The organism is Lacticaseibacillus hegangensis, assembly GCF_003946465.1.
Taxonomy (GTDB): Bacteria; Bacillota; Bacilli; order Lactobacillales; family Lactobacillaceae; genus Lacticaseibacillus; species Lacticaseibacillus hegangensis.
The window spans coordinates 1-13,952 of record NZ_RHOL01000034.1; the positions used below are offsets into that span (position 1 = coordinate 1).

The window sequence follows — 13,952 nt, forward strand, 5'->3', positions numbered from 1 at the left end:
TCGCAACGCTCCAAACGTTGCTTTCAGACCGGCCAGATGCGATTTCATGTCCCAAATACCGAGGTGAATAATCCAGGGTATATTCAATTACTGTCGGGCGCCGATGACATTGGCCTGCTTGAGCCAGCCTTGGCGCTTCGCATCGGAACTCTTCTTCACCATGTTGCAGCTCATCCACTTCACGTGCTTGAGCCCCATTTTAACGAACGTGCCGCGAACCAAGGCGCGCTGAATGGCGTTGCCGAACACCCAGCGGTACAGGCTCTTGGGCGTGTTCATCGTGGTCATGATGGTCGTCGACTTGAGGTTCGGCAGGTTCGACGCCATGCCCATACCGCCCTTGGTGTAGTTAAAAGTCTCACCAGGGAAAACCACCTTGTCGATGAAGCCTTTCATCATCGCTGGCATCAGTTCCCACCAAATCGGGAAAATCAGGATCAGGTGATCGGCGGCCTTGACGCGTTCAATGTAGTCAATGGCCTGCGGATCCTGCGCCTTGTGCTTCAGAAAACCGATCAGGTCCTTGCTGTGCATGACCGGGTCAAACCCATCCGCCTCCAGATCAATCACATCGACGGTGTTGCCCGCCTTTTCAGCGCCGGCTTTTGCCGAAGCCATCAGCGCGTGGCAGAAGCTGCCATCATAAGGGTGACTTGTTACGATTACTGTGTTTGTCATATTCATTGCCTCCAAATGTTGATGAGGCAAGCATAACGAGGTTTGAACACCGCAGCATTAACGATTGTTAATTCTGAAATTATTTTTTGACGCGGCTGCGAATTCGGGACAGCGACACCGGCGTGATGCCCAGATAAGAGGCCAGCTCGTACTTCGGCACCCGCTTGACCAGCTCAGGGTCGCTGGCCAGCAGCGCCTGGTAGCGCGCTTCCGGCGAGTCCTGAATGCGATTGAGAAAATACTGCGTGTAATCGATGAACCGGTGGCACACATAATCCGTGAACACCGCCATCAGCTGCGGCTCTTTTCCCAGCGCTTGCCGCAGCGCCTCGCCATTCACGACCGTCACCGTCGTCGTCTCGATCGCCGTGATCGAGAATAGACTGGGCTTCTTGAGATAAAAGCTTTCAAACGACGACACGACCTGCCCCTCGAAGAAAAACTGCACGGTGATATCGCGACCGTCATCGTTGTGCCACAGCCTCACTGCGCCGCGTTCGACGAAGTACAGCTGCGTGGCCACATCCCCCTCGCGCAGCAGGTCATCCCCGCGATCGATGGTTTTCTCGTGGCCCATTTGCTTGAACCGATCGTAGTAGTCACTCAGTTTCATCTTTATGCCTCGATTTCCTGACCCGTTATCCCCGGTGCTTTCGGCTTCATTCCAGCCAATTCGGCAGTCACCATGGTATCAAGCTGCTTCGTCAGGTCCTCCAGCGACACCGGTTGACCGTCGCGCAGCCAGTCCAGGTAGACGCGCACAATACCTGCCGCCACAAAACGAATGCGCATATAGAATTCGTCTTGATTCATCGTAGCTGGGCGACCCAGTGCTGCCTCCAAAATATGCGTGATGTTATTCACACTGTGGTCAAAAAAGAAGGCGTGCTTTTGAGTCACAGCCATGTCATCGAAGAAATCATAATAGCGCGCGATGTTTTTGTTCATCCCCGCAATGAAACGCTCGGTGGAAAAAGTCTGCCCAGCTAACGTCTGCATTATCGTACTGATAATATCATTTTCAAAGCCTGCGAGGACTGCTGCAACGGATGGGTAGTGCCGATAAAAGGTGCGGCGATCGATCCCGGCTTGCTTGGCTACGGCCGTCACGGTGATATCCGTATAGTCCGAATGCGTCATCAGTTTCAGCAAGGCTGCTTGAATTTTTAAGTTTGTCGATGACATTCCCCGGCCCCCTTGTCAGCATCAGTATGCCACAAGATTGCCGAAACTGTGACAATTTTTATAGCGCTTTCATTCGGGCTGGCGAATTGTGATATCGTGAACTTGTACCAATCAAAGGAGAGATATTATGACTGAATCAAAAGTGCTTTCGTCTTTAACTTTAGCTAACGGGGTCACCCTTCCCAATCGGTTGATGCTGGCGCCGATGTGCGACATTGGTAGTACGCCTGATGGTCAGGTGACCCAAGAGCAAGTGGACTACTTGCGGGCGCGCGCTGGCATCGGGGGCCTGATTGTCACTGGGTATGCCTTCGTGCAACCCAATGGCAGCTCGATTCCCGGCCAGCTTGGCGACTCCAAAGATTCAGACATCGATGGCTTGCGTAAATTGGCCACGGCGATGAAGTCGCGAGGTAACAAGGCAATTCTCCAAATCTGTCATGGCGGTCGCGAAGCAGCTGGCGCGGCACAACAAGGACTGCGAGTTGTCGCCCCAACTAAGATGACTTTCCCCTGGATCAACTATCCCGTTGAGGAAATCACCACCGACGAAATTACCACGCTGATCAGTGACTTCGGCAAAGCAACGCAACGGGCAATCGATGCTGGTTTTGATGGCATTGAAATCCACAACTGCAACCACGACCTACTTCAGCAATTCTTCTCCGCCTACTCCAACCACCGGACTGATGAATGGGGCGGCAGCCTTGAAAAACGTGCCGCATTCCCACTGGCAGTCCTCAAGGAAGTCCGCCGTGTCATTGCGGCCGCCAACAAGCCCGACTTTATTCTGGGCTGGCGCATTTCCCCTGAAGAAATTCACGGTGAGAACGTGGGCTATGTCGTCGATGACATGCTGAAGGAAACCAAATTAGTTCTGGCTGAGGGCATTGATTATCTGAACATCTCCTTGACTGGGACTCAGTATCGGTTCGATTCCAAGCCAGCTGGCCACGACCAGACCTTCGCTCAGCTTTTTAAGGCCATCACCCCTGACACTGTTCCGGTCTTCATCGGCTCGCAAGTCCACACGCCAGAGGACGCCGAAGCGGCACTGGCCGACGCGGATGGCGTTTACCTGGCCCGGGCCGCGCTGATCGACCCTGAATTTACTGATAAGCTCAAGGCCGGCAAAGCTGAAGAAATTGTCACCACCATGTCAAAGGACCGGTTGAATAATGTTCAACTGCCAAAAGCCTTGGCCTATGGGTACACCATGCCCCACGGCCTGCAGGAACAGATTCCGCTACCAGGACTCACTGATTAAGACCAAGTCAGACCCGCCAACCATCTCCGCGTTTATTCTTGAGCATGCGATGGTAACTATTATTTGACACTGCCGAGAATACTGTTTATTTATGGCGTGCAGAGACATTTCTATACTTAATAAAGCATGCCCGTTCCCAACTGAAGTAGGAAACGGGCATGTTCTTGTTTACTCTGTTGTTTGTTTAATAATCCGCCAAAGCGTCGTGCGACTGATACCCAACTGTGTTGCCGTCAGTGTTTTATTACCATTGTTTCTAGAGAGCGCCGCTTGAACAACAGCTCTTTCTATTTCTTCCAGAGTTTGACCGTGCCACTGAGACATGGTTGGCGAATTTTCTTCAGTCCCTGCCAAGTACATCTCCTCTTTCAAAGCGGATTTAACTGTGGTAGCTTGCACAAACGCGGTATTGCTCTCCAAAACCAGTTTTTTAACAATTCGCTTCAATTGTTTCAAATTCCCTGGCCATGAAAAGGTCTGAAGAATCTCCATCGCTGCAGGTTCAAATCCCAAGACGGTTGTCTTCGTTTCGTGATTAAATTCGTACACATAGAGCCCAATGATCGAACTCAAATCGGATTCACGCAATCTTAACGGTTTTAGCGCCATTGAATAAGGCTCTATTTTCGACATTAGAATTTCAAAGTTGCGATGTCCTTGGTCAGACTGGGGGTTAACACTAATGATCCACTGAACTCCGCGCTGTGGTAGTCCGGAGATAAAAGAGCACAGTTCGTCCAGCTGGGTGCCGTCCAAAACGTCTGCACCTTCGACAAAAAAAGCCGCGTTCGTATCAAGAAAGATTGAGTCAGTATCCTTCAACAAGTGATGTAAGTCCCTCGGCAGATTCATTTTCTTCAAATTCACAAGCCACTTTTGCGGATGCGAATTATTTGCAGCTAGAAGCAGAAGGGCACTTTCTTTACCCGTTCCCGCTTCTCCGCTAACAAGAATTGACGAATGGACTCGCGATGCGGTTTCTATTTGATTTTTACTCTCGCCAATCAGATCTGCGCTGTTTGTTGGCGAAGAATCATCTGTCAGCATTTCGAGATAGCTAGGTCGTTCAATGCGCTTTGTTACATCTTTCGCAAAAACATAAAAGTGACCGTTTTGGTGGCTTATATCTAGATGGAAATATCGATCATGGATTCGGAGATGATCCACCACTTCCTCATCATCAAAGCTTGACCTGGCTATATACTGCCGTATTGATGCCGCCACATACGGCTGTTGGGGCGTTACTTGTCCTGCCAACATATGTAGGTCGCTATCAAAGACATAACTAGAAACGTTCAGGGCATTGTGCGCAAGAATAAGTTCCCTGGATCTATTTCTCTCACTAGCAAGTTGATTACCTAGCTCCTCCGTCCGCATCAAAGCATCCACGACTGATTCTTGTCCGGACTCAATCAGAATTGAGTTGAATTGCATTCTACGGGCCGATTCTGCAGTGATATTATCGCCAATTATTAATGAATACCCGCCTTTCTTCAGACGTTGAAGGATCTCCGGTAACTGTTCCTTGTTCTGAATCGTGATAATGTCAATTGGCTTTGCCAGCACCTCTGATAAGGTTCTGATTTGCTTCGTAATATTCTCAAAGCCAACAAACGCATATTTCTGCTGGTAAACGTCTACTAGCTTAATAATTCTGAGAATATCAAGAAAAGAGATTTCAACGTCAACGACTGGTATGCTGACCGCCTTGCGAATCGTTTTGGCAGTCCCTCCACGCGACAGAATTAAATCGAATCCATGCTCATGCTTTTTTGCCGCTTCTACACCCGCCGCGAGATCCCCAACATAGCAGTCAACCTTCATCTCGGGATACTGCAAGGCTGCCTTATCTATTTGTACCTTCAAGCCTGGGTACGGAGCGATTGCTAGAACTTTTAGCAATACCGATTCCCCCCTGTCCGTTCAATTGTGAAACGCTTACATGCATCCTTAGGATACCACGTTATTGAAAATTCGCACGCGTTTAATATTGCAACACATTAAATCAATACACGTGTTTTTGACGCCGTTGAAAGCGCTTAATATCGAAACCGTAGGACAAACTCTTATAAGTCTAAGGAGGAACTGGCATGAAGATATTACAAACCGTGAAAAAAATTCCCGGAGGAATGATGGTGGTCCCATTGTTACTTGGGGCTCTCACAAATACAATTTTTCCACAATTCTTTTCACTTGGCGGTTTTACTGAAGCGCTCTTTAAGACCGGCGCAACAGCACTGTTAGCAGCATTTCTCTTCTGTAGTGGTGCTCAGATCAACGTTAGACAAGCCGGCCTATCAATCTCCAAAGGTGTGATTTTGCTGATTACCAAAGTCTCTATTGGTGCAGCATTAGGGATTTTGGTAAACCACTTCTTCGGGGTGGCCGGGGTCCTTGGCTTGAGTCCATTGGCCATCGTTTCCTCACTGACCAACAAGAATGGTGGCCTTTATGCCGCACTTGCCGGCGAATATGGCGATGCGACTGATGTCGGCGCGACTTCCATCATTGCATTAAGTGATGGCCCATTCTTTACGATGGTCGCGTTCGGCGCCACAGGACTGGCAAAAATTCCAATAAGTGCGTTGCTCGCAGCTTTGATGCCGATCCTCATTGGCTTTATTCTTGGTAACTTGGATTCGGACATTCGTGATTTTCTCGCACCAGGCACGTCATTATTGATTCCATTCTTTGCTTTTCCTCTTGGCGCGGCATTGAACTTTGGTCAGTTGGTCTCCGCTGGCGCAGCTGGCATTCTCCTGGGTGTATTCTGCACCGTCATTACTGGCTTCGCTGGTTGGGGTGTCTTCCACCTCTTCAAGTTCAAGTACCCTCAGGTTGGCGCTGCCGTTGGCGCAACTGCAGGCAACGCCATTGGGACTCCAGCGATTGTTGCTGCGATTGATCCAACGTTTAAAGCAGTCGCTGCACAGGCAACCGCACAAGTGGCAGCGGCGATCATTGTAACAGCCATTCTCTGCCCAATCATGGTCAGCATGTTAGATAAATTTGAGAAGAAGCACAATCCAAAGCAAATGAAAGCAGAACCCGAACTGGCGGAGAAAGGAAATTAGCAAATGGATAAAGGAAAGTACCTTATCATTGCCGATGACTTCACCGGCTCAAACGACACTGGCGTACAACTGAAGAATAACGGTATTGACGTCGATGTGACATTGTTTCCCACAGACGAAAAACTAGACAGTTCTGTTGTTCTAGACACGGAGTCTCGGACTATTCCGGCAACTGATGCGTATAAAAAAGTCTTGGATATGACCAAGAAAGTTCTGAAGAATAACCAGTTCGATATCGTCTACAAAAAGGTTGATTCAACGATTCGCGGCAACATCGGCCAGGAACTGCGTGCGATTGTTGAAGTTTATCAACCCGACAAGGTCGTTTTTGCCCCCGCTTTCCCAAAGATTGGCAGAACCACCAAGAACGGCATCCATCAACTGAATGGGGTGCCCTTAATGCAGACAGAAATGGCAAATGATCCTCTGAACCCTATCTGGACCGATAATCTTGGCGAGATTATTGAGCATGAATTCGGGAAAGATTATTTAACTTATTCCGTGGATCAAATCCAGCCGGGAATGAAACTGTCAGCATCGAAGTTTCACATTTTTGACATTGACTCAGATACACAGTTAAACGTTCTAGCTCAAGCGATGAGAGAACAAGCCGGTAAGATCTTGTATGTTGGCTCAGCCGGCCTGGCAAGTGCGCTCTTTGATAAACCATCTGTCTCCACCCCAAAAAATCTGCCTACATTCTCTGTCGTTGGCAGTATCAGTGAAGTAAGTCTCAAGCAGATGAATTATGCAGCTGCAAATGGTATTTCAATCCTAACGATTGATCTGAACGAGTTAGTTAAGAAAGACGTCGATACGGAGTACATTAACCGGGCCTCCTCGCTCTTGAAAGCCCAAAAAGACGTCGTACTAACCGTCAGTCGAACCAAAGAGGACTACTATAAGACTATTGAGCGCTTCCACAAGCTGGGGGTTGACGATAAGTTTGAAGTCAGCCGTATCATTAAGGAAACTCTGGCAAAGGTTGCTAAGGGTGTTATCGCTCAAGAAGAAATCAGCGGTATGTTCCTAACCGGTGGCGACACAGCGACAGAGATCATGCACGAGCTAGGAGCGACTGGGTGTGCGATTCAGCGTGAATTGTTCACTGGTGTGGTTGAAAGCCGCTTAGTTGGCGGGCCGTCTGCGGGTCTTGACATCGTCACAAAGGCTGGCGCTTTTGGCAACGAAAGTACACTGTATGAGAGCATTCAGATTTTAAAACAAAAGGGAGAATGAACATGAAACGCATCGGTATTACTATTGGTGATCCATCAGGTATTGGTCCTGAAGTATCACTGAAGGCTTTGGCAAAAAACTCAGACTATCGTGAAGAAAGTATCATCTTTGGTACGCGCAGTATTCTTGACTATTACAAGCAGCTGCTCAACATCTCCATCCCGTTCAATTACGTAACAGATGTAGATGATTGCAAACCAGGTATGATCAACATCTATGACGTACTTGATATCCCGCTTGATAAAATCCCAATTGGCGAAGTAAGCCCGATCTCTGGTGACGCAGCGTATCAGTACCTAGACAAGTCAATAGGTCTAGCAATGGCCGGCAAGTTGGGCCCAATTGTGACGGCACCTCTCAACAAGGATGCTCTGCACAAGGGCGGTCATAACTTTGATGGGCACACTGAAATTTTCGCCACCTTAACCGGCACAAAAAAATACACTATGATGCTTTGGAGTGAAAAGCTGAGTGTCGTTCACGTCTCCACTCATGTGCCCCTTCGCAAAGCTTGCGACTTAGTTAAGAAAGACCGCGTCATGGATTGCATCGCGTTAGCGGCTGATGCAAAACAAAAGCTTGGGATTGCCAATCCAAAGATTGCTGTCGCTGGATTAAACCCTCACAGTGGTGAAGATGGTCTCTTCGGAACGGAAGATCGTGACGAAATTGCCCCGGCCGTCGAAGCCATGAAGGCCAAAGGTTACGATGTCACCGGTCCTGTACCACCGGACACGGTATTCCTGCGCGCCTCCCGCGGTGAATTCGATATTGTCGTCGCGATGTACCACGATCAAGGCCACATTCCAATGAAGCTGTTAGCGTTTGATGATGGCGTCAATGTCACTCTAGGTCTCCCCATCATTCGCACATCAGTTGATCATGGCACAGCCTTCGATATTGCAGGGAAAGGCATTGCCAAGGAGCAATCCTTACTTCAATCAATCATGCTAGCCATCCGTTTTGCCCATAACGGTAAATAGTTATCTCACACAAGTGACACCTGAGCCTTCAAGATTATCTTAATCTTGAGGGCTTTTTTTCGAACATCACTTCTGGCGATTTTTGGACTCTCACCATTTTAAGCAAACTTAAGCGATTTTAAGCATTAAGCCTTAAATCGTGGTATACTCAAGCTAACATAACCAAGAAAGTAGGGATCTGAATGTCCGAAGTCGATTACTCTTCCAAGGAATATTTTGACAAGCTGACCGCTTATTGGCGGGCCGCAAACTATGTCTCCGTGGGTCAACTGTACCTGCGCGACAACCCGCTGCTGAAGCGGCCGCTTGAGTCCAGCGACGTGAAAGTGAATCCACTGGGCCACTGGGGCACCATCGCCAGCCAGAACTTCATTTACGCGCACCTCAACCGCCTGATCAACAAGTACGACCTGAACATGTTTTACATTGAAGGCCCAGGTCACGGCGGCCAGGTCATGATCTCAAACGCCTACCTCGACGGCACCTACACCGAGACGTACCCGAACATCACCCAGGACGAAAAAGGCATGAAGATCTTGTTCAAGCGCTTCTCGTTCCCTGGTGGTGCCGCCAGTCACGCCAACGCACAGATCCCCGGCTCCATTCACGAAGGCGGCGAACTCGGCTACGCGCTGAGCCACGCCACCGGCGCGATTCTCGATAACCCGGACGTGATTGCGGCCACCGTCATCGGCGACGGCGAAAGTGAAACCGGTCCGCTGGCTGCGAGCTGGTTCTCCAACACGTTCATCAACCCAATTACCGATGGTGCGGTTTTGCCGATCATCAACATGAACGGCTTCAAAATTTCCAACCCGACCATCCTGTCCCGCAAGACGGACGAAGAGCTGACCGAATACTACGGCGGCATGGGCTGGAAGCCTTACTTCGTCGAAGGCGACGACCCAGAGAAGCTGAACCCCGAGATGGCACAGGTCTTTGACACCGCCATTGAGGAAATCAAAGCCATCCAAAAGCACGCCCGCGAAACCGGCGACACCACGATGCCGCACTGGCCGGTAGTCATCGTCCGCACGCCAAAAGGCTGGACCGGTCCGAAGAGCTGGGACGGCGATAAAATTGAAGGCTCGTTCCGTGCCCACCAGATCCCGATTCCGGTTTCCCGCGACCACATGGAGCACGCCGACGCATTGACCGCCTGGCTCAAATCCTACAAGCCTGAGGAACTGTTCGACGAGAACGGCGTCTTGAAGCCTGAACTCAAGGCGATGGCCCCGACCGGCACCAAGCGCATGGCGGACAACCCAATCACCAACATGGGCAACCACACCAAGCCGCTGGTTCTCCCTGACTTCCACCAGTACGCCCTCGACAATTCAGAGCGCGGCAAAAATGTGCGCCAGGACATGCTGATCTGGTCCGATTACCTGCGTGACCTGATTAAGCTGAACCCGGATAACTTCCGCGTCTTCGGCCCTGACGAAACCATGTCGAATCGCCTGTACGGCCTGTTCGACACGACCAACCGTCAATGGTTAGAACGCATTTCCGACAACGGCTCCGACGAGGACATGAACGCGTCCGGCCGCATCATCGACTCCCAGCTGTCCGAGCACCAGGCTGAAGGCTTCCTTGAAGGCTACACCCTCACCGGCCGCCATGGTGTGTTCACGTCCTATGAAGCGTTCCTGCGCGTTGTGGACTCCATGCTGACCCAGTACTTCAAGTGGATCCGCGAAGCCGCAGACGAGCCGTGGCACCGTCCGTATCCTTCCTTGAACGTCGTTTCCACTTCGACCTCGTTCCAGCAGGATCACAACGGCTACACGCACCAAGACCCAGGCATTTTGACTCACTTGGCCGAAAAGAAAGGCGAATTCATTCGCGAATACTTGCCGGCCGACGCCAACTCCCTGCTGGCCATTTCACCGAAGGTCTTCAGCAGCGAAAATACCATCAATCTGCTGACCACCTCCAAGCAGCCGCGGCCGCAGTTCTACTCCATTGAAGAAGCCACGGTCCTGGCCAACAACGGCCTGAAGCGCATCGACTGGGCCTCAAACGACGATGGCGTGGAACCGGATGTCGTGCTCGCCGCAGCCGGCACCGAGCCGAACCTGGAAAGCCTCGCTGCCATCAACCTGCTGCACGATCAGTTCCCTGACCTCAAGATTCGGTTCATCAACGTGCTGGACCTCTTGAAGCTGAAGAAGGACGATCCGCGCGGTCTGAGCGACGAGAAGTTCGACTCGTACTTCACCAAGGACAAGCCAGTCTTCTTCCAGTTCCATGGGTTTGAAGACTTGATCAAGGACATCTTCTTCGATCGTCACAACCACAACCTGTTCGTTCACGGCTACCGCGAGGAAGGTGCCATCACGACGCCGTTCGACATGCGGGTCCTGAACCAGCTCGACCGCTTCCACCTAGCCAAGGACGTCGTTGAACACGTCCCAGGTTACGCGGAAAAAGGCGCGGCGTTCGTTCAGAAGATGGATGACACCCTGCAGTACCACTACGATTACATCCGTGACACCGGCGAAGACCTCCCTGAGGTCCGCAACTGGGTCTGGAAGCCAATTAAGTAAGCATTCCGAATTCAGACAGAAGGCGCAGCCCCCCTCGGGACCGCGCCTTCTTTTTGGTTTGCTCGTGTTCACGGCTCTCAGCCCGCAATTTTAGACGCGACAAAGACACCACTTCTGGGAGAAATGGTGTCCATTCCGCTGGGCGAATAGGCTTTGCGGATATTTTTATTGCTTGGCGCTGGCTTCTGCGGTTAGGACAGACTGCTCGCCTCGCATTCGTGTACATATTTGAATAATTTCACTGTCCATCGCATAGCCCTGCAAGGGGCTCCACTGGCTCTATACGGCAGCTTCATAACTAGTAGATCTACTAGCTCGGTGCGTGTGACCACCCCAGTAGTTGCGGGCGGGACTGTCACATAGCGTTGAGGTCTCTCATGATTGGGATGCGCAGTTCCCGCTCTCCTCGCCACCTGTGTACGCTAATAGTATTGCACACAATGCAAACGCTGTCAACTGGCTTTTAGATGAAGCTTTGGCATTGCTTGAATACATATAATATCTCTAGAATACTTAGCTGAGCCCTCCTCACTACGGTGGTTCGTTATCCAGTTTTAGCGTGTGCGTATGACAGAGCGACTCCGCAGTGATGGTTTCACGTGGAACACGACGGCGTTTGCCGCAGTCATGTATAATTAACAATGGATGCGGTTTCACCGTATCATGCTGAATGAAAGAAGGAATCAATGATGAGTTTTCCCAAAAACTTCCTCTGGGGCGGCGCCACTGCTGCTAACCAACTCGAAGGCGCGTACGACGTCGACGGACGCGGGCCATCAATCGACGACATCGCACCAGGCGGCAAGGACCGCATGAAGATCATTAAGAGTCCCGATTTTGACTGGCAGCCCAACCCCAAGTACACCTACCCGAACCACGAGGGCATCGACTTTTACCATCACCACAAGGAGGACATCGCCCTGTTCGCAGAGATGGGCTTTAAGGCCTACCGCTTCTCCATTAGCTGGAGTCGGATTTTCCCGCGCGGCGATGAGGAGCAGCCCAACGAAAAGGGACTGACCTTCTACCAAAACGTCATCGATGAGTGCCTGAAGTACAACATTGAGCCGGTCATCACCATTTCCCACTACGAGCTGCCACTGTACCTCGCCGAGCACTACGGCGGCTGGAAGAACAAGCAGCTGATTGGGTTTTTCAAGCACTACGCCGACACCGTGATCGACCGCTTCGGCGACCAAGTCAAATACTGGCTGACATTCAACGAAATCAACTCGGCCGCTAGCTTCCCCTTCTCCAGCCAAGGCATGATCGCCAAGACCGGGGCTGACGACAAGCGCAACGTCTTTCAGGCTTGGCACAACCAGTTCGTCGGCTCAGCGTACGCGGTCAAGGCGGCGCACGAGAAGAACCCAGACAGTCAGGTCGGCAACATGATCGTTTACGCCACCAATTATGCGTACGACGCTAACCCCGTCAACCAACTGGCAGCACTGAAGTTCGATCAAGAATTCAACTACTACACTACCGACGTGCAAGTCCGCGGCGAATACCCGGCCTACAGCGAGTCGCTGTACAAGCAGTACGGCTTCACCGGCAGTGACCTCGATCGCACGCCGGAGGAGCTCGCCCTGCTCAAAAAGTACCATGTCGACTTCCTGTCTTTCTCCTACTACATGTCTAGCGTCACCGAAGTCACCGGCAAAGTGAGCGAAAAAACCGCCGGCAATATTCTGGGCGGCCTCAAAAACCCATTTTTGAAGGAAAGCGAATGGGGCTGGCAAATCGATCCCGTTGGCCTGCGCGTTGGGTTGAACCGGCTGTACGACCGTTACCAAGTCCCGCTGTTCATCGTCGAAAATGGCCTCGGCGCTGCCGACACGGTCGAACCCGATGGCAAGATCAACGACGACTACCGCATTGATTACCTGAAGTCTCACGTTGAGGCGATTCAGGGGGCGATCGACGACGGTGTCCCCGTCATGGGCTACACCCCATGGGGCTGCATCGACCTGGTTTCCCTTTCGACCGGGGAAATGAGCAAACGTTACGGCTTCATTTACGTCGATATGGATGATCAGGGCCGCGGCACCCTCGCCCGCTCGAAGAAGAAGTCTTTCTACTGGTATAAGCAGGTCATCGCGTCAAATGGGGCTGACTTGAGTTCTGATCACCTCGACTACTAAAACGCGTTTTTTCGTTCGTTTGATGCCGTCATATAGGCATTCGTCTTATTTCCTCAGCAAACCAGCACGCTAAACTTTAAATCGCGTTTTTTCGCGTTTCAAAGCGCGTGGTTAAGCTATTCTATAAAAAAGCACTCACCTTCATCATCATGAAAGTGAGTGCTTTTCGTTAGCCTTGCTTCGCCCAGGCTTCAGCTTCTGCGTAGACCTTCGCAACCTTGTCCTTTTGGTCAACGCCCAGCAAGTCCTGGCTGATCTGGCCGCCATCCTGGGTGCGAGTGTACGCCATCCAGCGGTACGGCAGGCGTGAGTCTTTGACGTCGGCGGGATCGATCTTCAGGTCAGTGCCTGGAATCGCTGGGGTCAGCTTATCGGCCTCGTAAATCGACAGCATGTCGGCGATGCGCCACTCGCCGTCGCGTTTTTCCACGCGGTAGATCAGGCGCATGAACTCTTCGAGGACGACCTCGACGCCGTGCAGCTGCTCCCAGTAGTCGGAGAGATTCGGCATCTCGACGTACGCGCGCGTGGCGCTCAGCTTGTGCACCACCGGCGTCGACACACGGGTGATGATCGTGCTATTCATCTCGGCTGTACCCTTGCCGATAAATGAGCTGATAGGCCCGCTTTGCCAGCTTGTGTGCACGGTCGCGTCCGGCCAGTAAACGCTCGTCAACGCGTCGTTTGCACCGCGGACCCGGTACTGGCGCTCTGCGGCAACAACTTGTTCGATTGCGGTAATGTCATCCATATTGATCATGCCTCTCTATTTAGGTGTAATTGCAACTTAGCCGAAGACCAGCTTAACACCCTGGCAATAAAATACAAGAAGA

At 51.3% G+C, this 13,952-nt stretch carries 11 protein-coding genes; 6 read left to right on the plus strand and 5 right to left on the minus strand.

From position 1 onward, the window contains the following. Window positions 1-87 precede the first annotated feature (87 nt). From EKM86_RS10125 to EKM86_RS10135, 3 genes are all read right to left on the minus strand, one after another. Window positions 88-678, minus strand: a complete 591-nt coding sequence (locus EKM86_RS10125) for an NAD(P)H-dependent oxidoreductase (protein WP_125757611.1) — start codon at window positions 676-678, stop codon at window positions 88-90. A 79-nt stretch (window positions 679-757) separates the two neighbouring features. Continuing rightward, on the minus strand, window positions 758-1,291 hold the full coding sequence (locus EKM86_RS10130; RefSeq protein ID WP_125757613.1) for a Crp/Fnr family transcriptional regulator: 534 nt from the start codon (window positions 1,289-1,291) through the stop codon (window positions 758-760). A 2-nt stretch (window positions 1,292-1,293) separates the two neighbouring features. Beyond that, window positions 1,294-1,863, minus strand: coding sequence for a TetR/AcrR family transcriptional regulator (locus tag EKM86_RS10135; RefSeq protein WP_125757615.1), 570 nt, complete (start codon window positions 1,861-1,863; stop codon window positions 1,294-1,296). Window positions 1,864-1,990: 127 nt separating this feature from the next. Here EKM86_RS10135 and EKM86_RS10140 point away from each other — a divergent pair, with 127 nt between their 5' ends. After that, a complete protein-coding gene (locus EKM86_RS10140) occupies window positions 1,991-3,130 on the plus strand; it encodes an oxidoreductase (RefSeq protein ID WP_125757617.1) in 1,140 nt (379 codons plus the stop codon). Between the two features lie 168 nt (window positions 3,131-3,298). Here the strand turns inward: EKM86_RS10140 and EKM86_RS10145 are convergent, their stop codons facing one another. Further along, on the minus strand, window positions 3,299-5,032 hold the full coding sequence (locus tag EKM86_RS10145) for a sigma-54-dependent transcriptional regulator (RefSeq protein ID WP_125757619.1): 1,734 nt from the start codon (window positions 5,030-5,032) through the stop codon (window positions 3,299-3,301). A 188-nt stretch (window positions 5,033-5,220) separates the two neighbouring features. On the opposite strand from EKM86_RS10145, the gene EKM86_RS10150 reads away from it, so the two are divergent. The 5 genes from EKM86_RS10150 (at window position 5,221) to EKM86_RS10170 (ending at window position 13,119) form a co-directional block, all read left to right on the plus strand. After that, the gene (locus tag EKM86_RS10150; protein ID WP_125757621.1) at window positions 5,221-6,204 is read left to right on the plus strand and encodes a 2-keto-3-deoxygluconate permease; all 984 of its coding nucleotides are present in this window, start codon (window positions 5,221-5,223) and stop codon (window positions 6,202-6,204) included. A gap of 3 nt (window positions 6,205-6,207) precedes the next feature. Then, window positions 6,208-7,443, plus strand: coding sequence for a four-carbon acid sugar kinase family protein (locus EKM86_RS10155; protein ID WP_125757623.1), 1,236 nt, complete (start codon window positions 6,208-6,210; stop codon window positions 7,441-7,443). Then, window positions 7,440-8,426, plus strand: a complete 987-nt coding sequence (pdxA, locus tag EKM86_RS10160) for a 4-hydroxythreonine-4-phosphate dehydrogenase PdxA (RefSeq protein ID WP_225419402.1) — start codon at window positions 7,440-7,442, stop codon at window positions 8,424-8,426. The genes EKM86_RS10155 and pdxA overlap by 4 nt, the downstream gene beginning before the upstream one ends. 182 nt (window positions 8,427-8,608) lie before the next feature. After that, on the plus strand, window positions 8,609-10,975 hold the full coding sequence (locus EKM86_RS10165; RefSeq protein WP_125757627.1) for a phosphoketolase family protein: 2,367 nt from the start codon (window positions 8,609-8,611) through the stop codon (window positions 10,973-10,975). Window positions 10,976-11,661: 686 nt separating this feature from the next. Then, window positions 11,662-13,119 (plus strand): glycoside hydrolase family 1 protein, encoded by a 1,458-nt coding sequence (locus EKM86_RS10170; RefSeq protein ID WP_125757629.1) that lies wholly within the window; start codon window positions 11,662-11,664, stop codon window positions 13,117-13,119. A gap of 169 nt (window positions 13,120-13,288) precedes the next feature. Here EKM86_RS10170 and EKM86_RS10175 read toward each other — a convergent pair whose 3' ends face one another. Then, window positions 13,289-13,879 (minus strand): hypothetical protein, encoded by a 591-nt coding sequence (locus EKM86_RS10175; RefSeq protein WP_125757632.1) that lies wholly within the window; start codon window positions 13,877-13,879, stop codon window positions 13,289-13,291. Between the last annotated feature and the right edge of the window lie 73 nt (window positions 13,880-13,952).